Source organism: Streptomyces sp. CA-210063 (assembly GCF_024612015.1).
Classification (GTDB): domain Bacteria; phylum Actinomycetota; class Actinomycetes; order Streptomycetales; family Streptomycetaceae; genus Streptomyces.
In genome coordinates this window covers 5931961-5950719 of record NZ_CP102512.1, presented here as the reverse complement: position 1 = coordinate 5950719, position 18759 = coordinate 5931961, and the positions used below count along the sequence as shown (strand labels likewise).

The 18759-nt window shown below is 69.9% G+C and carries 18 protein-coding genes and 2 pseudogenes; 13 read left to right on the top strand and 7 right to left on the bottom strand.

All coding sequences use genetic code 11. From position 1 onward, the window contains the following. The first annotated feature begins 9 nt into the window (after nt 1–9). The 3 genes and pseudogenes from JIX56_RS26030 to JIX56_RS26015 all read left to right on the top strand — a co-directional run. Nucleotides 10–840 (top strand): TetR/AcrR family transcriptional regulator, encoded by an 831-nt coding sequence (locus JIX56_RS26030; RefSeq protein ID WP_257544063.1) that lies wholly within the window; start codon nt 10–12, stop codon nt 838–840. An 84-nt stretch (nt 841–924) separates the two neighbouring features. Beyond that, nucleotides 925–1374: pseudogene (locus JIX56_RS26025) on the top strand (AAA family ATPase); the annotation flags it as partial. A 203-nt stretch (nt 1375–1577) separates the two neighbouring features. After that, nucleotides 1578–1868: pseudogene (locus JIX56_RS26015) on the top strand (hypothetical protein); the annotation flags it as partial. Between the two features lie 33 nt (nt 1869–1901). Here the strand turns inward: JIX56_RS26015 and JIX56_RS26010 are convergent. Beyond that, nucleotides 1902–2927, bottom strand: a complete 1026-nt coding sequence (locus tag JIX56_RS26010) for a WD40 repeat domain-containing protein (protein ID WP_257544062.1) — start codon at nt 2925–2927, stop codon at nt 1902–1904. A 202-nt stretch (nt 2928–3129) separates the two neighbouring features. Here JIX56_RS26010 and JIX56_RS26005 point away from each other — a divergent pair, with 202 nt between their 5' ends. From JIX56_RS26005 to JIX56_RS25995, 3 genes are all read left to right on the top strand, one after another. Beyond that, complete coding sequence (locus JIX56_RS26005; RefSeq protein WP_257544061.1) at nt 3130–3813, top strand: GDSL-type esterase/lipase family protein; 684 nt, start codon at nt 3130–3132, stop codon at nt 3811–3813. Nucleotides 3814–3997: 184 nt separating this feature from the next. After that, nucleotides 3998–4588, top strand: coding sequence for a Uma2 family endonuclease (locus tag JIX56_RS26000; protein ID WP_257544060.1), 591 nt, complete (start codon nt 3998–4000; stop codon nt 4586–4588). 151 nt (nt 4589–4739) lie between these two features. Beyond that, complete coding sequence (locus tag JIX56_RS25995) at nt 4740–6437, top strand: MFS transporter (protein WP_257544058.1); 1698 nt, start codon at nt 4740–4742, stop codon at nt 6435–6437. Here JIX56_RS25995 and JIX56_RS25990 read toward each other — a convergent pair. After that, nucleotides 6382–6888: a hypothetical protein gene (locus JIX56_RS25990; RefSeq protein WP_257544056.1), complete on the bottom strand. Its 507-nt coding sequence runs from the start codon at nt 6886–6888 to the stop codon at nt 6382–6384. The genes JIX56_RS25995 and JIX56_RS25990 overlap by 56 nt on opposite strands. Nucleotides 6889–6996: 108 nt before the next feature. Further along, on the bottom strand, nt 6997–7926 hold the full coding sequence (locus JIX56_RS25985; protein ID WP_257544054.1) for a nuclear transport factor 2 family protein: 930 nt from the start codon (nt 7924–7926) through the stop codon (nt 6997–6999). 155 nt (nt 7927–8081) lie between these two features. Here JIX56_RS25985 and JIX56_RS25980 point away from each other — a divergent pair, with 155 nt between their 5' ends. After that, nucleotides 8082–9074, top strand: a complete 993-nt coding sequence (locus JIX56_RS25980; RefSeq protein ID WP_257544052.1) for an aldo/keto reductase — start codon at nt 8082–8084, stop codon at nt 9072–9074. A gap of 249 nt (nt 9075–9323) precedes the next feature. Here JIX56_RS25980 and thpR read toward each other — a convergent pair whose 3' ends face one another. After that, nucleotides 9324–9896, bottom strand: a complete 573-nt coding sequence (thpR, locus tag JIX56_RS25975; RefSeq protein ID WP_257544050.1) for an RNA 2',3'-cyclic phosphodiesterase — start codon at nt 9894–9896, stop codon at nt 9324–9326. Nucleotides 9897–9916: 20 nt separating this feature from the next. Between thpR and JIX56_RS25970 the strand changes: the two genes are divergently transcribed. Further along, nucleotides 9917–10252, top strand: coding sequence for a bestrophin-like domain (locus tag JIX56_RS25970; RefSeq protein WP_257544048.1), 336 nt, complete (start codon nt 9917–9919; stop codon nt 10250–10252). Continuing rightward, nucleotides 10249–10509, top strand: coding sequence for a bestrophin-like domain (locus JIX56_RS25965; protein ID WP_257544046.1), 261 nt, complete (start codon nt 10249–10251; stop codon nt 10507–10509). The genes JIX56_RS25970 and JIX56_RS25965 overlap by 4 nt, the downstream gene beginning before the upstream one ends. Here JIX56_RS25965 and JIX56_RS25960 read toward each other — a convergent pair. Then, on the bottom strand, nt 10502–11830 hold the full coding sequence (locus JIX56_RS25960) for an MFS transporter (protein WP_443032065.1): 1329 nt from the start codon (nt 11828–11830) through the stop codon (nt 10502–10504). The two genes, JIX56_RS25965 and JIX56_RS25960, sit on opposite strands and share 8 nt — an antisense overlap. A 436-nt stretch (nt 11831–12266) precedes the next feature. Next, on the bottom strand, nt 12267–12704 hold the full coding sequence (locus JIX56_RS25955; RefSeq protein ID WP_257544043.1) for a MarR family winged helix-turn-helix transcriptional regulator: 438 nt from the start codon (nt 12702–12704) through the stop codon (nt 12267–12269). Nucleotides 12705–12889: 185 nt separating this feature from the next. Between JIX56_RS25955 and JIX56_RS25950 the strand changes: the two genes are divergently transcribed. The 4 genes from JIX56_RS25950 to JIX56_RS25935 all read left to right on the top strand — a co-directional run bounded on the left by JIX56_RS25950 (nt 12890) and on the right by JIX56_RS25935 (nt 17765). Continuing rightward, nucleotides 12890–13072 (top strand): BrnA antitoxin family protein, encoded by a 183-nt coding sequence (locus JIX56_RS25950; RefSeq protein ID WP_257544041.1) that lies wholly within the window; start codon nt 12890–12892, stop codon nt 13070–13072. A gap of 180 nt (nt 13073–13252) precedes the next feature. Next, complete coding sequence (locus JIX56_RS25945; protein ID WP_257544039.1) at nt 13253–13567, top strand: DUF2530 domain-containing protein; 315 nt, start codon at nt 13253–13255, stop codon at nt 13565–13567. Between the two features lie 131 nt (nt 13568–13698). Beyond that, nucleotides 13699–16107 carry a cation-translocating P-type ATPase gene (locus JIX56_RS25940; RefSeq protein ID WP_257544038.1) on the top strand — a complete coding sequence of 803 codons (2409 nt, stop codon included), beginning with the start codon at nt 13699–13701 and terminating at the stop codon, nt 16105–16107. A 140-nt stretch (nt 16108–16247) separates the two neighbouring features. After that, nucleotides 16248–17765: an NCS1 family nucleobase:cation symporter-1 gene (locus JIX56_RS25935; RefSeq protein WP_257544036.1), complete on the top strand. Its 1518-nt coding sequence runs from the start codon at nt 16248–16250 to the stop codon at nt 17763–17765. Nucleotides 17766–17837: 72 nt separating this feature from the next. Here JIX56_RS25935 and JIX56_RS25930 read toward each other — a convergent pair whose 3' ends face one another. Then, a complete protein-coding gene (locus JIX56_RS25930) occupies nt 17838–18746 on the bottom strand; it encodes a hypothetical protein (protein ID WP_257544034.1) in 909 nt (302 codons plus the stop codon). Nucleotides 18747–18759 lie beyond the last annotated feature (13 nt).

Here is an 18759-nt window from a genome sequence, read left to right as displayed (position 1 = left end):
ACTCAGGCCATGACAAGGGGCAAGGGCAGTACGGGTGACGGCGCGAGCAGCGGCCGTACCGGTGGCGGTGCCGTCGGCGGTACGGAGACCAGCGGCAGCGGCGACATCGTCCGCACCCTGCAGCTGCTGTGGGACACCGGCCGGCGCCCCAGCCGTGGCCCCAAGCCGGGGCTCACGCTGGACCGGATCGTGGAGGCGGCCGTCCTGGTCGCCGACGCCGAGGGCCTGGAGGCCGTCTCCATGCGCCGCGTCGCCACCGAGCTCGGCACCGGCACCATGTCCCTGTACCGCTACGTCCCTGGCAAGGCCGAGCTGCTGGACCTGATGCTCGACCGCGTCCAGCGGCCCTCCGAGAACCCCGACGACCTCGGCGACGGCGGCTGGCGCTCGGCCCTGGAGGCCCTGGGCCGCGCGACCCTCGCCCTCTACCAGCGCCACCCCTGGCTGCTCCAGGTCAACCAGTCCCGGCCGCTTCTCGGCCCCAGCGCCCTCGACGGCATGGAGAAGGTCCTCGCCCGTATCAAGTCCATGGGTCTGACCGACCCCGAGCTGATCTCCGCGATCATCGCCGTCGACGGCTATGTCGTCGGCGCCGCCCGCACCCAGCTCTACCAGCGGGAGGCCGAGCGCCGGACCGGCCTGACCGACGCGGAGTTCTGGCAGGCCCACACGCCGGTGATCGAGGAAGTCATGACCTCCGGCCGCTACCCGCTCCTCGCCGGCCTCTCCGAGGACGCCTTCGGCACGGACTTCGACCACTTCGAGTTCGGCCTCCAGCGCATCCTGGACGGGCTGGAGGTGTTCGTCGAACAGCGGGGTGGGGGCGGGGAAGGTGCCTGACAGCGAGGGCGTTCGAAAGGCTGTCTTGCTCGGCGAAAGGCCGCCCAGTCGGCCCAACAGGGCGTCACAGGCTAGGAGTTGACCATGGACGCACCGGACGCACCGGACGCACGCGACCCATCGAACGCACCGGACGCGCAGGACACCGCCAAGCGGCAGCGGGCGATCGGTGACGAGCTGTCGGACCGTTTCTACGAGCGGGCCGACGTGGTGCGGACGCTGGTCGTGACACTGCTGGCCGGACAGCACTCGCTGGTGCTCGGCCCGCCCGGCACGGCGAAGTCCGAGATGGCCAGGGAGCTCACCGGCAGGATCGAGGGGGCGTCCTACTGGGAGATCCTGCTGTCGAAGTTCACCGCGCCGACGCGGATGTTCGGCCCCATCGACGTCGCCGCGCTGGCCCGGGGCGAGTACCGCCAGGTCTACGACAGCCGCGCCACGACCGCGCACATCGCGTTCATCGACGAGATCTTCAAGTGCTCCACGACGGCACTGAACGAGACGCTGGGCTACCTCAACGAGCGGATCTACCACCGTTCCTAAAGGCTGAGCGGGAGTGAGTCCTGTTGCCAGGACTCATGCTCAGCCGAACACCCCGAACGGTGTTGGGTGTTCTGGTCGCCCGCGTTCGCTCCGCGTCCGGGCGGCACGCATCTGGTGCGTGGTCCGGGGATGCGGGGGCGGGTTCGCTCACGCCCGGGGATGCCTGGTCGGGCCTGGGCGGTCCGATGCCCCGCAGGCCGCTGACGGCGGCCGGCGAACTGCTGGCGGAGGAGTTCGACGACGCGGCCCGCAGACGCGGCGACATCGTGATGATCACCGACGACGACTGCGGTGTCACCGAGGAATGGATGCGCGGCTGGAACGACGCCAAGCACCGGCTGGGCTTCCGCGTCTTCGGGGTGGCCGTCGGCGCCCCGCGCGTCGCCGAGGCCGACTCGGTCCTGGACGCCCTGTGCGACAACCTCCGCGCCATCGAGGACCTCACGGACGTCCACGCCGCCGCCGACCTGTTCCGCGTGATCTGACCCGGTCTGCCACCCACCTGGTCGCCGGCGGGCTCAGGACGGCCGGCGCAGCAGCCGCTTGAAGCCCCATACGACGACCACGGCCCCGGCGACGGCGAGGACGCCGACCTTGACCGTGGAGCTGGTGCCCTCGCCGTCCGCCTGGGAGGTTCCGGAGGAGCCGTCCCCGTCGGAGGACTCGGACGACGAGGAGCCGGAGCCGCCGCTTCCGGAGCCTGGCACGTCCCGCGCGACGACCGTGCTGCCCGACCCCTCACTGCCGTACATGATCGTGGAGCCGTCGGTGGTGAAGGTGACCGACTCCCCCTGCCGCTGCAACGGCACGCTCAGCCGCTCGGCCTTCTTGATCTCGCCGTCGTTCCAGTCGTAGAGGATGGCGCCGAAGTACGCGCGCAGGGCGAGCTGCTTGCCGTCGGGCGAGAACGCGCCGTCGGTGACCTCCAGGTCGGGGACGGCGGCGACCTTCTTGAAGACGTTCGTGCCGGAGGCGGAGAGCTCGGCCGGTCCCTCGTACAGCGACCCGCCCGCCTCGTTCTTGTCGGCGATGTAGACCCGCCCGGTCTTCTGATGCACCATCAGCGCCTCCGCGTCCCGTGCCCCGTCCTCGTACTTCACGACGTACTGCGTGGCCTTGACCGTCTGGTCCGTCAGCTCCTTCGGCTCCGGCAGCTCGTAGATCCACACGTACGCCCAGGTGCCGCCGAGGTTGTCGCCGATGTCGCCGACGTAGAGCCTGTTGTCCGGGCCGATGGAGATCGCCTCGACGTCACGCGGGGTGCCGACGCCCGTCAGCGTGACCGTGGCGACCGTCTCGCCGGTCTTGCTGTCCACGGCGTAGAGGAACGCCCCGTCGTCGCTGTCGTTGTGGGTCCAGTAGACCCCCGGGTGCTGCCGCGACGCGGCCAGACCGCTCGACTCGGTGATCCTCGAGTCCTTCATCGTGAACCCGTCGTCGGCGGCGACCGCGGGCGCGGCCGACACGGCGGCGAGCAGGACCGCGGCGAGCCCGGCGAAGCCGGCGAGGAACGGGTGGAGGAAGGGGAGGGGGCGACGGCGCATGGTCCCAAGCCTGCCATCTCACTCCGCTGGGTGGGGTGGGGAGCGCCGTTGGGGTGTCCGGTGGGTGGTCGGGTGCGGGTTGTTCGTGGCTGGGCGCGCAGTTCCCCGCGCCCCTGCGGGGCGCCCTCCACGTGGCAAGGTTCACAGGGCTGTCGGCCCGGACGGCCCCTACCAGCCGGTAGCGATCGTTCATGATGTGCGAATGCTCAGGTTCATGCCCGTAGGCGACTCCATGACGATCGGGAGCGCGGGCGAACACACATGGCGCTACCGGTTCTGGCAGCACCTGTGCGCGACGCACAACGGCCCCTTCAAGATCGTCGGCCCGCGCGAGACGCTCTACGACAAGACGCTGGACGCCCCGACGTCGTACGAGTACGCCGACACCGACCCGCGTTTCCCCCGCGCCCATCTCGCCGGCTGGGGCGAGGGCTGGCTCCACATGGCCCCGCTGATCGCCGGCGCGATCCGCGAGCAGCGCGCCAACGTGCTCCTCGTCTCCCTCGGCCTCATCGACCTGGGCTTCTACACCAACGCCGAGCAGACCGCCGAGAACACCCGCCGCTTCGTCGCGGCCGCCCGCGAGGCGGACCCGCGCGTCCGCATGGTCCTCCTCCCGGTCACCCCGAACGTCCGCGCCGAGTCCGACGCCCCCTTCGCCGCCCAGGTCGCCCGCTTCAACGAACTCCTCGCCAAGACGGCCGCCGACCTCGACGAGCCCCGCTCCCCGCTCCTCCTGGCGTCCCCGCCCCCGTCGTACGACATCCACTGGGACACCTACGACGGCACCCACCCCAACGCCTCCGGCGAACACAAGATCGCGGCGGCTTTCGCGAGCGCGATGCACGAGGCGTGGGGGCTGGGCGGACCGTACGAGCTGTCGTGACGGCCGCGGGAACCCGCTGGGTCCCGAGCGGTCCTCCCCGCGCGCCTGGGCAGGCTTCCTGACCCTGGCCGTCAGCAGCGCGAACGACAGGTTTTCGCCCTACCGGCCGTGTCCTGGCCACCGAACGTATCGTTGTACTGCGCGGCTGTGTGCGACCGAGCGGCAGCCGGGGAGGAGCGCCACGATGACCGTCCTTGAAGACAGGATCGCGATGGCCGAGAGCGACAACACGAGCTGGCTCGACGAGATGTTCGAGCGGCTCGAGAAGATGCCCGTCCCCGAGGGTTACAAGGTCGAGATCGTCGAGGGGACCGTCTACATGTCGCCGCAGCGGGACGTGCACTGGGAGACCATTCTCCTGATCATCGATGCGGCCAGGGATCGCTTCGGGCGACGCTCGAAAGTGTTCTCGGATGTCCGCATCGACTTCCCCGGCTACAAGAACGGTCTCGCCCCGGACGTGGCGAAGCTGCGCGACGGCTCGACGAAGGACGCCGAGGGCCGTTGGCGTCACCAGGACGTGGAGTTCATCGCCGAGGTCATCTCCAAGGACACGGCCATGAACGACTACGGCCCCAAGAAGACCGCGTACGCACTCGCCGAGGTCCCCGTCTACCTCATCGCCGACCCCTATGTGGGCAAGTGTCGCCTGTTCACGCAGCCCAAGGACGGGGACTATGTCAGCGACCTCTCCATCACGTACGGCGGGGACGTCGATATGACCATGACACTTCTCGACCTCACCCTCAAGACCGACGAGTTCCCCCGCGACTGAGCCCGTCGCGTCAAGCCGTCAAAGGCCTGGCCAAGAACCGCTCCCCGGCCGGCCGGTGGCTTGATCGACCGCCTCCCGCCCGCTTGGATGACCCGGTCGGACGCGACCCGCACGGACCGCGTCGAGCGGCGCGACGGCGGGGGTACCGGAGATGGTGGGGGCCGGGCGGGGCGGCGCGCTGGGGCGGGAGTTCCGGTGGCTGTGGGCGTCGTTCGCGGTCAGTTCGTTCGGTACGCGGCTGGCGTTCGACGCGTTCCCCCTGATCGCGGTGCTGGTCCTGGACGTCGGCCCGTCGGAGGTCTCCGCACTGGCGGCGACCGGCCTGGCGGTCGGCGCGGCGGTGGCCGTACCGCTCGGCCCCTGGGTGGAGTTCCGCCGCAAGCGCCCGGTGATGATCACGATGGACCTGGTCCGCTGTGCGGCCCTGCTGACCGTCCCGGCGGCGTACGCCCTCGATCTGCTCACCTTCCCCCAGCTCCTGCTGGTGTCGACGGTCGTCGCCGCGGCCGACATCACCTTCACCGCGGCGAGCGGCGCCTGTCTGAAGTCCCTGGTCCCCCCGGAACATCTCCTGGCCGCCAACGGCCGCCTGGAGGCCACGACCTGGACCACCACCATGCTCGGCCCACCACTGGGCGGAGCCGCGCTGGGCATCTTCGGCCCGGTGACGACCCTCGTGGCCGACGCGGTCAGCTACCTCCTCTCGGCGGCGGGCATCCGAGCGATCGGCGGCAACGAGCCCCACCCGACACGAAACGGGGCGCTACGGAAACCCGCGCCGGGGACCGGACCGCGACCCGAACCCACGACGAGGACCGGCCCGTGCCCGGAACCCACGCCGGGGACCGGACCGCGCCCGGAGCCCGCGCCGGGGGACCACCCGCGACCGGAGCCCACGACGAGGACCGGCCCGCAACAGGAACCCTCGCCACGTGAGCCCGCCACGGGAATCGTCCCGCCACGGGAACCCGAGCCGGGGAATGGACCGCTACGTGGACCCGAGCCGGGGAATGGACCGCCACGAGGGCCCGAGCCGGACAACGCGCCGCCACCGGAGCCCTCGCCGCAGCAGCCCGCGCCAGGAAGCGGCCCGCCGCGCCCCGCCCCCTTGCCCCGTCTCCGCCCCAGCGACCTCCTCGACGGCTGGCGCTACATCCTCACCAACCCGGCCCTGCGTCCCCTCTTCCTCAACACCGTCCTCGTCAACGCCCTGATCATGGTGGCCTCGCCGCTGATGCTCGTCCTCATGGTGGGCCAACTCGGCTTCTCCGCCTGGCAGTACGGCCTCGCCTTCGCCGTGCCCTGCGTCGGCGGTCTGATCGGCTCCCGCCTCTCCCGCCGTCTGGTCGCCCGGTACGGCCCCCGCAGGGTCCTGCTGACCGCCGGGACACTGCGGGCGTGCTGGCCGCTGGGGCTGGCGTTCGTCGGCCCCGGTACCGCCGGTCTCGTCCTCGTCATGGTCGTCGAACTCGGTCTGATCACCTGCATAGCCGTCTACACCCCCGTGCTGGCCACGCGACGCCTCAACGAGACCCCACCGGACCGCGTCGTCCGCACCCTCTCCGCCTGGTCCGTCACCGGCAAACTCACCACCGCCGCCCTGACGGCCCTCTGGGGCCTCCTCGCCGCCGTCACCACCCCCCGCATCGCGATCACCGCCGCCGGCGTCCTCCTCCTGGCGACCCCACTCCTCCTGCTCCCCCACCGCCGACCGGCCCGCCCCACCGAGCCACCCATCAAGAACCCCCGAAACCCCCCTGACACCCAGAACTCTCAGACCGCCCAGAGCCCCCCTAGCCCCCAGAGCCCCCAGAGCCCCCAGAGCCCTCAGAATCTGCCGAAGACCTGAGCCCGAGCACGGCGGCGAACGCCGAGAAGGTGGGCGCCACCACCCGCCACGCGCCATGCCTGGGGTCCGTCCAGAAGTCGCTGCCCACGACCCTGGGGTCCGCCGGATCGGTGCGGTAGTCGAGCGCGAGGGCCACGTCGTCGCCCGGCCGCCGATTGACGGCGACGAGGTACGCCTTCTCGACGTCCATCCAGGGCAGTTCGACGGGCGCCTCCCGCCGGCTGCCCCGCAGCACGTGAAACAGATCGGAGGACGAGTCGTCGGCGAACATGTCCATCGACCGGGACTCCCGCTCCATCTCGGCCACGCTGCCGCAGAAGTGCAGCGGATCCTCGAACCACGGAATCACCCGGCCCATCTCCGCGTCCCCCGGATGCACCCACCGCCCCTCCCGCAGCAATGACACCAACAACGGCGGCACGACCAGTCCCCGAATCCACACGCGCTCCATGGCGCACAGGGTGGCACGGCCCTGTACGCCCGTCGCCGTCAGAACATCGTGGTCAGAACATCGTGGTCAGAGCATCGTGGTCAGAGCATCGTGGTCAGAGCATCGTGGTCAGAACATCGTGTTGTCGTTCGCCGAAGTCGCCGGTACGTCCTGGAGCGCGTCCCAATGCTCGACGATCTTCCCGTTGCGCACCCGGAAGAGGTCGATGACGGCCTGGCCGCGCTCGCCCGGCGCGTTCACGTAGTGGCTGTGGACGGCGACGAGGTCACCCTCGGCGATGACACGCTTCGGGGAGACGGAGAGCTGGGGGAACTGCTGGAAGTAGGCGCCCAGCCCGGCCTTGACCCCCTCCACCCCGTTCGGGATGTTCGGGTTGTGCTGGTGGTACTCGGGGCCCCAGTACTTGTCGACCGCCGAGAGGTCCTTGCGCACCAGCAGCCGGTCGAACGCCTTCGTCACCAGCTTCTCGTTGTACGAGGTCAGCCAGGCCGGCCCCGGCTTGCTGGTCCGCGGCCGACTGACCGTGGAGAACATGTCGTTGCCGTTCGCCGACGACTCCGGCACCTCCTGCACCACGTCCCAGTGCTCAGCGATCCGCCCGCCCTGGAACCGGAAGATGTCGAACACGGCGGAGCCCCGACTGCCGGGCGTCAGCACGACGTTGGAGTGCACGAGGACCAGGTCGCCCTGCGCGAGGACCCGCTTGACGTCGTACTCGGCGTCCGGGAACTGCTGGTTCATCACCCCCGCGAGACCCTTCAACGTCTCCGCCCCGTCCGGCGCGAGCGGGTTGTGCTGGATGTAGTCCGGCCGCACGTAACGGTCCACGACCGCCGTGTCCCCCTCCTCGAACACCCCCTTGAGCACGCGAACGGCGACGGCCTTCTGGTAGCCGAGGCGCGAGGCATCCCCGTACGAGACCCGCTCGGCGGCGGCCGTCGGGGCCGCGACCGCCGGTACGACGGCGACGGTCGACGTGAGCGCCGCGGCCACGAGGGCGGCGACAAGGGTGCGGCGGGCAGGCGTGGTGGGGGTCACGATGGCTCCCATGAATAACTTGAAGTTTCAAGGTGGTGGTACTTACCGAAGGAAAGCACTAACCGTTGGATAGCGTCAAGGTCCCACCCATCCAGGCCGCCACACACCCGCCCCCGCTTGCCTAGAGCGCACTCCACGGCCTTGGCTAAGGAGTCATGAAGTACACACAGCTCGGACGCACGGGACTCAAGGTCAGCCGGCTGGTGCTCGGCACCATGAACTTCGGTCCGCAGACGGACGAAGCGGACAGCCACGCGATCATGGACGCGGCGCTGGACGCGGGGATCAACTTCTTCGACACGGCGAACGTGTACGGCTGGGGCGAGAACAAGGGCCGCACCGAGAGCATCATCGGCACCTGGTTCGCGAAGGGCGGCGAGCGCCGCGACAAGGTCGTGCTCGCCACCAAGGTCTACGCGAACATGGCGGCGGACCCCGACGCCTGGCCCAACCACGACAAGCTCTCCGCCCTGAACATCCGGCGCGCGGTCGACGCCAGCCTCAAGCGGCTGCGGACGGACTACATCGACGTCTACCAGTTCCACCACATCGACCGGGCCACCCCCTTCGAGGAGATCTGGCAGGCGATCGACGTCCTCGTACAGCAGGGCAAGATCCTTTACGTCGGCTCCTCCAACTTCCCCGGCTACAAGATCGCCCAGGCCAACGAGACCGCCGCCCGCCGGGGCGGCACCATCGGCCTCGTCAGCGAGCAGTGCCTCTACAACCTCGCCGAGCGTCGCGCCGAGATGGAGGTCATCCCGGCGGCTCAGGAGTACGGCCTCGGGGTCATCCCCTGGTCACCGCTGCACGGCGGACTGCTCGGCGGTGTCATCAAGAAGGAGGTCCAGGGCGGCCGCCGCACCTCCGGCCGCGCGGCCGAGACCCTCGCCGACCCGGCCGCCCGCGCCCAGATCCAGTCCTACGAGGACCTCCTCGACAAGCACGGCATCGAGCCCGGCGAAGCCGCCCTGGCCTGGCTCCTGACCCGCCCCGGAGTCACGGGCCCGATCGTCGGCCCCCGCACGGCGGAACAGCTCGAATCCGCGATCCGGGCCTCGCAGCTGGACCTGAGCGAGGAGCTCCTGAAGTCACTGGACGAGATCTTCCCCGGGCCCGGCCCGTCCCCCGAGGCCTTCGCCTGGTAGCCCTGTGAGCAGCGACGCCGCCGTCTTCTAGGGGCGCGGGGAACTGCGCGACCAGCCCCCACCGGGCCGCAGATCAGTACGGTCCGCAGTTCCCCGGCTCACCCCACCGAGCGGTCACTTTCCAAGCGCCGCCGCGAGAGCAACCACCGCGAACATCAGCACAAGCACACCGGCCATGATCCGGTTACGGGTCTTCGGGTCCACACCACCGAGCCTAACCGGCCACCCCCGGCCCCCTCAGGCGCCCCCTCAGCCCCCGGCAGCCAGGCCCCAGCGCCCAACGACCTCGTACCGCGGCTGCTCCCCCGGCACCCCCGAGGTCGGCAGGTTGCTGCGCACCAACGCCAGCTCGGCGACGGTCCACGTACGCCCGACGAAACGACCGAGCGCCTCGACGTACGGCCGTACCTCGAACGCCTCCCGGCTGCGGGCCACCGTCAGATGCGGCTTGTACCGGCGGTGCTCCCCCATGTCCACCCCGGCCTTGCGCCCGGCCGCCTCCGCCCGGTCGGCCAGCAGCCGCAGAGCACCCAGGTCGCCCTCCGCCCCCGCCCACAGCGCCCGGCCGTGACCGAACTGCCCGCCGCCCGCCACCGCCAGCGGAAACGCATCAGTCCGGTGCGCGACCCGCGCCAACCGCTCCGACAGATCCGTTACGACGTACGCCTCGACCTCCCCGTAGAAGGCGAGCGTGAAGTGCCACCCGGGCGGCTCGGTCCAGCGCAGCCGGTCAGCATCCGCCCGGCCCTTCAACTCCCCGATCATCAGCCCGAGTTCATCCACGACGTCGGCAGGTGGCAGCACCGCGGCAAACAGTCTCATACCTGTCACCCTTCCAGGGAATGGATCACCTGGCGAGCGCCCCACGACCATGGACGTACGACAGGACGTTCAGCCGTACGCTCCCGCCGGCCGAGGGCGACCGCCTCGCCGGGCTCACCGAGCGGTACACCGCCCGGGTCATCCGGGACGAGTGGCCGCTGCTGGCCGAGCAGCGGGACGACCCGGCGGCCTGGCGGCAGTTCACCGAGATCCGGACGATCATCAACGAGCAGGAACCGGCCACCGGCACCGCCGAGGTCCGCTACAACGGCGCGCTCACGGCCGTGGCCCAGCTCGGCGACGCGCGCCGATGGGGGTCCCCCCGCTCGAGCGAAGCCGAGAGTGGGGGAGTGTGAACGAGGCGGCCACGGCCGGGGTCCCCCTGCTGCTGTGGGCCGCCCTGCTCATCGGCGCCCTCGTCACGCTCGCCTTCGTCTACCTCTTCGGCATGGAGAGCCTGCGCGCCCACACCGGGGTGGTCTTCGCGCCGGCCCTCACCATGGGCGTGATGCTGCTGATCGTGTACGAGTTCGACTACCCGTTCAGCGGCCCGATGAAGGTCGGCCCGACCGCCTTCGAGCTGGCCCTGGAACGGATACGGGAGATCACGTAGCGGAGGCGGACACCGGCTGCTCCTTCGATTCCACCGGCTGCTCCTTCGATTCCATCGAGCCCTTCGGCTCCACCGGCCCTTTCGGCACGAATCGCATCTGCGGACGCCCCTGGTTCCACCCCACCGACAGCCGCATCCCGCCGGCCCTGACGAGGATCAGGCCCACGGTGACCGCGGCGGCCGTCGCGACCGCGCCGCCCGCCAGGAAGCCGACCCGGGGGCCGTACGCGTCGGTGACCCAGCCGGCGATCGGCGCGCCCAGGGGGGTGCCGCCGAGGAAGACCATCATGTAGAGGGCCATGACGCGGCCGCGCATCGCGGGGTCGGTGCCCATCTGGATGGCCGTGTTGGTGGTGACGTTCACCGTCAGCCCGAACATCCCTATCGGCACCATGAGCAGGGCGAACATCCAGTACGCCGGTGCCAGCGCGGCCACGATCTCCAGCAGGCCGAAGGCCAGCGCGCCCCCGATCAGCACGCGCAGCCGCGCGGTGCCGCGGCGGGCCGCGAGCAGCGCGCCGGAGACCGAGCCGACCGCCATGAGCGTGTTGAAGAGGCTGTACGAGCCGGCGTCCGCGTGGAACACGTCGTCCGCGTACGCCGACAGCCAGACGGGGAAGTTGAAGCCGAAGGTGCCGATGAAGCCGACGAGGACGATGGGCCAGAGCAGTTCGGGGCGGCCGGCGACATAGCGCAGGCCCTCGCGGAGCTGGCCCTTGGCGCGTGGGGCACGGCGGACGGGGTTCAGGTCGCGGGTCCGCATCAGCAGCAGGCCGGTGAGGGGCGCGGCGAAGGAGAGGCCGTTGTAGAGGAAGGCCCAGCCCGTGCCCACCGTGGTGATCAGCACACCGGCGACGGCGGGGCCGACCAGACGGGCCGACTGGAAGTTCGCGGAGTTGAGGCTGACCGCGTTCTGCAGGTGCTCCGGCCCGACCATCTCCGACACGAACGACTGCCGGGCCGGGTTGTCGACCACGGTGGCCATGCCCACGGCGAATGCGGCCACATACACGTGCCACACCTGAACATGCCCGGAGAGCGTCAGCACGGCGAGCGCCAGCCCCGTCAACGCCATCGACGTCTGTGTCACGAACAGCAGCCGCCGCTTCGGGAACCGGTCGACCAGCACTCCGCCGTACAGCCCGAACAGCAGCATCGGCAGGAACTGCAGCGCCATCGTCACACCGACCGCCGTAGACGAACCCGTCAGGCTCAGCACCAGCCAGTCCTGCGCGATCCGCTGCATCCAGGTGCCGATGTTCGACACGACCTGCCCGACGAAGAACAGCCGGTAGTTCCGAACCCGCAACGACCGGAACATGGACACCCGCTCACGGGCGACGGGGGCCTCGGGGGCGCTCGCGACCGGCTCGGGCGGCGGCCCGGAAGGTGTGGGTGCGGCGGCGGCATCCGGCCGAGCCGGAGCGGGCCGCTTGAGCAGGCCGGTGGTATCCGGCGGTGCTTCCGGGACGGCGGGCGTGGGCGGGGCCTCGTGGAGGGGCGGGGGCTCGTGGGTGGGTGTCGGTGCGGGGACGGAAGGTGCTCCGGGGCCCGTACTCAAAGGGGTTCGCCTCCTTGCGTGGAACGCGTGCGTGTCCTGCGGTTGCGTAAGCCTCACCGCTCCTGTTCTGTCTGCTGGTTTTCGGGTCGCCCCATGCACGCCTTCTGACGGCGCACGGGCTGTAGGCCGGGGCGTACCGGCGGTCGATCCGGCGCGTCCCCACGGCTCCGGCGCACCCGGTGGCCCGGGCGCCCGGTCAGAGATGGGCGAGCCTCTCCAGCACCGGCGCGGCCGCGCGGAGCTTCTCCCACTCGTCCTCGTCGAGGCCCTCCACGAGGGAGGTGAGGAACGCGTTGCGCTTGCGCCGGCTCTCCTCGAGCATCGCCTCGGCCCGCTCGGTCTGGGTGACGACCTTCTGCCGCCGGTCCTCGGGGTGCGGCTCCAGCTTCACCAGCCCCTTGCTCTCCAGCAGGGCGACGATGCGGGTCATCGACGGCGGCTGCACATGCTCCTTGCGGGCGAGTTCGCCCGGTGTGGCGGTGCCGCAGCGGGCGAGGGTGCCGAGCACCGACATCTCGGTCGGGCTCAGCGACTCGTCGACCCGCTGATGCTTGAGCCGACGGGACAGGCGCATCACGGCCGAGCGAAGCGCGTTCACAGCGGCCTCGTCGTCGCCATGGTTTAGGTCAGGCATGTTCCTTAGCGTAACTCATTACTCTCCCTAACGACCACCGGAACCCCACAGCCGCCGCCGTGAGCCCCGCCACTCACGCCCCTTTACATCCCCGCACACCGAACCGCCCGTCGTCCTCACTCATACGAGTGACTCATACGCAGATCGTGACACGACAGACCAGAGCACCCCTGACCCTCGTACACATGGGGACCACTGTGCTCAGCCTGCGGATAGACGGGGAGCTGCTCGACCGGCTCCGGACCCGCGCGGCGAAAAGGGGAATGAGCGTCCAGGACTACGTGATCGGGACGCTCATTCGCGACGACTTCGACGAGCGCTTCCAGACCGCCGTCGACGAGACCGAGAAGTTCTACGGGGTGACGTGACCCGGGCCGCTCACAAGTGACCGGCCCGCTCCCGGCGGGCCGGCGGCGACGCGTGACGCCGTTCGCGGCCATGACATGCGCGACCGCCCCGGATCTCGCGCGACAGCGTGCTGCCCCGCTCCGAGATCCTGACATAGCGGTCTTCGCGCGTAGACCCATCCGCCTCGTAAGCTGTGCCCCATGGCGAAGTGGATCCCCAAGCACGAGGCACCGGAGCCCCTGGAGGGCCCCATCGTGTCGACCATCATCGGCGGCACGATCCTCTGGCTCGTCCTCTTCGTCGTCCAGCTCCCGTTCTACGGCTGGTACGAGGACCACGGGCACACGTGGTGGGTGTGGACCTGCCTGGCGGGAGGCGGGCTGGGATTCATCGGCATCTACTACGTGCGCAGGCGGGACGCGGCCATCAAGCGGGACGCGGCGCGCAAGGCCGAGGCCGAGGCCGACACGAACGCCGGAGCGGCTGACGTAACGCCGGTCGAACCCGTCGAGTAGCACCTCGCATAGGAGATCCCCACCGGGTCGTACGACCACGGCACCATCCCGCCCCTCCCCCGTCCTCCCCAGGTCGGAACTTTGGCGCACTCGGCGGGTGAACGCCCAAATCCGCACGTACCGTCGAATGCATGACGCACATCGACGCGGGCGCCGACCTCGATCCTGTGCACCCCACCCCCGTCCCGGCCGCCTCGGCCGACGGACGGGCGCGTGGCCTGACGGCCGCCGAGGTCGCGGAGCGAGTCGCCCGCGGCGAGGTGAACGACGTCCCCGTACGGAGCAGTCGCTCCACGGTGGACATCGTCCGGGCGAACGTCCTCACCCGGTTCAACGCGATCATCGGCGTGCTCTGGCTGATCATGCTGTTCGTCGCGCCGATCCAGGACAGCCTGTTCGGCTTCGTGATCCTGGCCAACACGGGCATCGGCATCATCCAGGAGTGGCGCGCGAAGAAGACCCTCGACTCCCTGGCCGTGATCGGCGAGGCGAAACCCAGGGTCCGCCGGGACGGCGTGGCGGCCGAGGTCGGCACCTCCGACATCGTCCTCGGGGACCTCATCGAGATCGGGCCAGGGGACAAGATCGTCGTCGACGGCGAGTGCATCGAGACCGACGGCCTGGAGATCGACGAGTCGCTGCTCACCGGTGAGGCCGACCCGGTCGTCAAACAGCCCGGGGACCAGGTGATGTCGGGCAGTTTCGTGGTCGCGGGCGGCGGGGCGTTCACCGCGACGAAGGTCGGGCGGGAGGCGTACGCCGCCCAGCTGGCGGAAGAGGCGAGCCGCTTCACCCTCGTCCACTCCGAGCTGCGCTCCGGGATCTCCACGATCCTCAAGTACGTGACGTGGATGATGGTCCCGACCGCGATCGGCCTGATCATCAGCCAGCTGGTGGTGAAGGAGAACGACTTCAAGGACAGCGTCGCCCGCACCGCCGGCGGCATCGTCCCGATGGTCCCCGAGGGCCTGGTGCTGCTGACGTCCGTCGCCTTCGCGATCGGCGTGATCCGCCTGGGCCGAAAACAGTGCCTGGTGCAGGAGCTGCCCGCCATCGAGGGCCTCGCCCGGGTCGACGTCGTCTGCCTGGACAAGACGGGCACGCTGACCCAGGGCGGCATGGACGTCACCGGACTGCATCCCCTCAACGGCAGCGAGGAGTCGTACGTACGCAAGGTCCTCGGCGCCCTCGGCGAATCGGACCCCCGCCCGAACGCCTCGCTCCAGGCCATCATCGACGCCTACCCGGACAGCGAGGACTGGCGCTGCACCGAGTCGCTGCCCTTCTCCTCGGCCCGCAAGTACAGCGGCGCGTCCTTCAGCGAGGGCGACGGCGCGTCCAGCACCTGGCTGCTCGGCGCCCCCGACGTCCTGCTCCCCGACGACGACCCGGCCCTCACCGAGACCGAACGCCTGAACGAGGAGGGGCTACGGGTCCTCCTGCTCGCCCGCGTCACCCGCGAGCTCGACGACCCCGAGGTCGCCCGCGGCGCCCGCCCCACCGCCCTCGTCGTCCTCGAACAGCGGCTGCGCCCCGACGCGGCCGACACCCTCCGCTACTTCGAGGAGCAGAACGTACAGGCCAAGGTCATCTCCGGCGACAACGCGGTGTCGGTCGGCGCGGTGGCCGGAAAGCTGGGCCTGAACGGACAGGTGGTCGACGCCCGGCGGCTCCCCGCCGAACGCGACGACATGGCGACGGCGCTCGACTCCGGCACGGTCTTCGGCCGGGTCACCCCGCAGCAGAAGCGGGACATGGTCGGCGCCCTCCAGTCCCACGGCCACACGGTCGCGATGACCGGCGACGGCGTGAACGACGTACTGGCGCTGAAGGACGCCGACATCGGGGTGTCGATGGGCTCGGGCTCGGAGGCGACGAAGGCCGTCGCCCAGATCGTCCTCCTCAACAACAGCTTCGCGACGCTGCCGTCGGTGGTCGCGGAGGGCCGCCGGGTGATCGGCAACATCACACGGGTCGCGACCCTCTTCCTCGTCAAGACGGTGTACTCGGTGCTCCTGGCCATCCTGGTGGTGTGCTGGCAGGTGGAGTACCCCTTCCTCCCCCGCCATCTGACCCTCCTCTCCACCCTGACGATCGGCGTCCCGGCCTTCTTCCTCGCCCTGGCCCCCAACAGGGAACGCGCGAAACCCCACTTCGTACGGCGGGTCATGCGGTACGCGATCCCGGGGGGCGTCCTGGCGGCCGTGGCCACCTTCGCCACGTATCTGATCGCACGTCACTATTACGCGGGCGAGGGCGCGTTGGAGGCCGAGACCAGCGCCGCCACCCTCACCCTCTTCCTGATCTCCATGTGGGTGCTGGCCATCATCGCCCGCCCGTACACCTGGTGGCGGCTCGGCCTGGTCGCCGCCATGGGCGCCGGTTTCCTGCTGGTCCTCGTCGTGCCCTGGCTCCAGGAGTTCTTCGCGCTGCGTCTGGTCGGTACGACGATGCCGTGGGTGGCGGTCGCCATCGCGGCGGGGGCGTCGGCCGCGCTGGAGTTCCTGTGGAAGTGGGTGGACCGGCGGTTCCCGGCATAGCGCCTGCTCGGATCCGCATGACGGAACGGAAATTCCGTTGACCGGGAAGTTACGTGCGCGGCATCCAGGAGAAATGTCGCGACCGTTCCCTGTACGCGATCGAGCGCCGTTGGGGCGGCCCGCGCAGGGAGAGAAGCACGATGACGGAAACCACGGACGCCACCGGCGCGGAGACCGGGAGCAGAGGTACGACGCCCGTACCGATGCCCGAGGGGTACTCCCCCAGGCTCTACAACGAGGACCTGGCCCCGGCCACCGAACGCAAATGGGGCGCGTTCAGCATCTTCAACGTCTGGACCTCCGACGTACACAGTCTGTTCGGCTACTTCCTCGCCGCCAGCCTGTTCCTCGTCGCCGGGAACACCTTCAAGTTCCTCATCGGCATCGGCGTCGGCTCGCTGATCATCTACTGGCTGATGACGCTCATCGGCAACGCGGGCGTGAAGACCGGCGTCCCGTACCCCGTGCTGTCCCGCGCCTCCTTCGGCACCTTCGGCGCCAACGTCCCCGCGCTCGTCCGGGCGGTCGTCGCCACCTTCTGGTACGGCGCCCAGACCAGCGCGGCGGCCGGCGCGATCGTCGCCTTCCTGGTCCGCTACGACGGCCCGAAGAACCTGCACGAGACGAGCACCCTCTTCGACCACACCGGTCTGGAGGTCATCTGCTACCTCGTCGTCTGGGCCGCCCAGCTGCTGATCATCAGCAAGGGCATGGAGACCGTCCGCCGCTTCCAGGACTTCGCGGGCCCGGCGGTCTGGCTGATGATGCTGATCCTGGCGGTGGGCCTGTCGGTCAAGGCGGGCACGCTCTCCTTCTCGGTGGACATGTCCGACGGCGAACTCGCCACCCTGGCCAAGAGCGCCACCGGCCTGGACGTGACCCCCGGCTCCTTCGCCGCGATCGCCGCCATCGCGGCCACGTGGGTGACGTACTTCGCCGCCCTCTTCCTCAACTTCGGTGACTTCGCCCGCTTCACACCGGACGAGAAGACCCTGCGCAAGGGCAACGTCTGGGGCCTGCCGGTCAACCTGATCCTGTTCTCGCTGGTCGCGGCACTGACCACGGCCTCCGCGAGCAAGGTCTACGGCGAGGTCATCCTCGAACCGGCCGCCATCTCCGCCAAGTTCGACAGCGCGTTCCTCGTCCTGCTGGCCGCCCTGACCTTCGCGGTGGCGACCCTCGGCATCAACGTCGTCGCCAACTTCGTCAGCCCGGCCTTCGACTTCGCCAACGTCGCCCCGAAGCACATCACGTTCCGCCGAGGCGGCCTGATCGCCGCCGTCATAGCGCTGCTGTTGTACCCGCTCCACCCGTGGGACAACGCCCCGAGCTTCGTCAACGCCATCGGCTCGACCATGGGCCCGATCTTCGGCGTCCTGGTCGTCGACTACTACCTGCTCCGCAAGGCCCAGCTCAACGTCCCCGACCTCTACAAGGAGCACGGCGAGTACCGCTTCCAGGGCGGCTGGAACATCCGCGCCTTCGTCGCCGCCGCCATCGGCGCGGTCTTCTCCAGCATCCTCCCGGTCTACGGCCCCACCACGTACGGCGCGACCCTCGGCCCGTACTCCTGGTTCATCGGGGTCGCGGTCGCCGGGGTGATCTACTTCGCGATCAGCGGGGCGAAGAGCCCCCTGACGCCGAAGACGGCCGAATAACTCCACACACGAAAAAAAGGGCGTTGCGACCGGTAGCCGGTCGCAACGCCCTTTCCATGCGGCGCGTGGGCCTTACTTCACGTCGACGGCGTCGGCCGCCGCAGTCACGGCCGCCGTGCTCGCGCTACCCGAGAAGACGTAGCGGTACGTGCCGTCGACGGTCGCCTTGACGGTGGTCTTCAGAACGCCCGTGGAGGACGTCTTGACCGTCTTGACGTCCTTGTAGACGGACGTGCCCTTCTTCTTGAACTGCAGCTTCACCGACTGGCCGCCGTAGCCCGCGTACTTCTCGGTCTCCCAGTTGACGCGGGTCAGCTTGCTGGTGACCGTGAGGGTCTTGCCCTTCTTCACCGGCTCCGGCGAGGCGTTGGTGCCCGTCAGCTTGGAGTGGCGCTGGAGCTTGCTGGTGCCGAGCTTGCCCTGCCACTTCTCGCCCGTCAGCTCTCCGCTGCTGTCGTCGGCCTGGATGGCGAGGGCGCCCGCCTTCCAGGTGGCGGCACCGGAGTTCAGGAGGTCACCGGCGGCCGGCCGGATGTCGATGAGCGCCTTGCAGCTGGCGGTGGTCGCGGAGGTGGCCTTGCAGGTCGCCGGCTCGTCGCCGAAGAGGACCGGGTCCGTGAAGGCCTGCCCGACCGAGGTGGGCAGCGACTTGAGGTACAGGAACGGCCCGTTGAGGAAGTTCTCGGAGGTGACGTCGACGCCGGCCGCGTGCTTGAGCGTGTACGTCACCGGCACGGAGACCTTCTTGGTGCCGACGACAATGGCCTTGCCGTTGTTCACCTTCATGCCGGAGAAGGAGACGTCGAGGGTCGCCACGTCCGCGTCGGCGGCGGTGGCGGCACCGAAGGCGGACTGCCCGGCACCGGCGGAGACCGCCTGCCAGTCCGGGACCGCCGAGCCGTCGGCCTGTGCGGCCGGGACGGCGAAGGCGGAGAGAGCGAGGGCGCCGGAGACGGCGGCCACGGTGGCACGAATACGCATGCGTTCCCCCGGT

Coding starts and splice junctions, on each gene's coding strand:
- JIX56_RS26030 (WP_257544063.1), top strand. CDS start 10: ATGACAAGGGGCAAGGGCAGTACGGGTGACGGCGCGAGCAGCGGCCGT.
- JIX56_RS26010 (WP_257544062.1), bottom strand. CDS start 2,927: ATGCGCCGTCGCCCCCTCCCCTTCCTCCACCCGTTCCTCGCCGGCTTC.
- JIX56_RS26005 (WP_257544061.1), top strand. CDS start 3,130: ATGCTCAGGTTCATGCCCGTAGGCGACTCCATGACGATCGGGAGCGCG.
- JIX56_RS26000 (WP_257544060.1), top strand. CDS start 3,998: ATGACCGTCCTTGAAGACAGGATCGCGATGGCCGAGAGCGACAACACG.
- JIX56_RS25995 (WP_257544058.1), top strand. CDS start 4,740: ATGGTGGGGGCCGGGCGGGGCGGCGCGCTGGGGCGGGAGTTCCGGTGG.
- JIX56_RS25990 (WP_257544056.1), bottom strand. CDS start 6,888: ATGGAGCGCGTGTGGATTCGGGGACTGGTCGTGCCGCCGTTGTTGGTG.
- JIX56_RS25980 (WP_257544052.1), top strand. CDS start 8,082: ATGAAGTACACACAGCTCGGACGCACGGGACTCAAGGTCAGCCGGCTG.
- thpR (WP_257544050.1), bottom strand. CDS start 9,896: ATGAGACTGTTTGCCGCGGTGCTGCCACCTGCCGACGTCGTGGATGAA.
- JIX56_RS25970 (WP_257544048.1), top strand. CDS start 9,917: ATGGATCACCTGGCGAGCGCCCCACGACCATGGACGTACGACAGGACG.
- JIX56_RS25960 (WP_443032065.1), bottom strand. CDS start 11,830: ATGTTCCGGTCGTTGCGGGTTCGGAACTACCGGCTGTTCTTCGTCGGG.
- JIX56_RS25955 (WP_257544043.1), bottom strand. CDS start 12,704: ATGCCTGACCTAAACCATGGCGACGACGAGGCCGCTGTGAACGCGCTT.
- JIX56_RS25950 (WP_257544041.1), top strand. CDS start 12,890: ATGGGGACCACTGTGCTCAGCCTGCGGATAGACGGGGAGCTGCTCGAC.
- JIX56_RS25945 (WP_257544039.1), top strand. CDS start 13,253: ATGGCGAAGTGGATCCCCAAGCACGAGGCACCGGAGCCCCTGGAGGGC.
- JIX56_RS25940 (WP_257544038.1), top strand. CDS start 13,699: ATGACGCACATCGACGCGGGCGCCGACCTCGATCCTGTGCACCCCACC.
- JIX56_RS25935 (WP_257544036.1), top strand. CDS start 16,248: ATGACGGAAACCACGGACGCCACCGGCGCGGAGACCGGGAGCAGAGGT.
- JIX56_RS25930 (WP_257544034.1), bottom strand. CDS start 18,746: ATGCGTATTCGTGCCACCGTGGCCGCCGTCTCCGGCGCCCTCGCTCTC.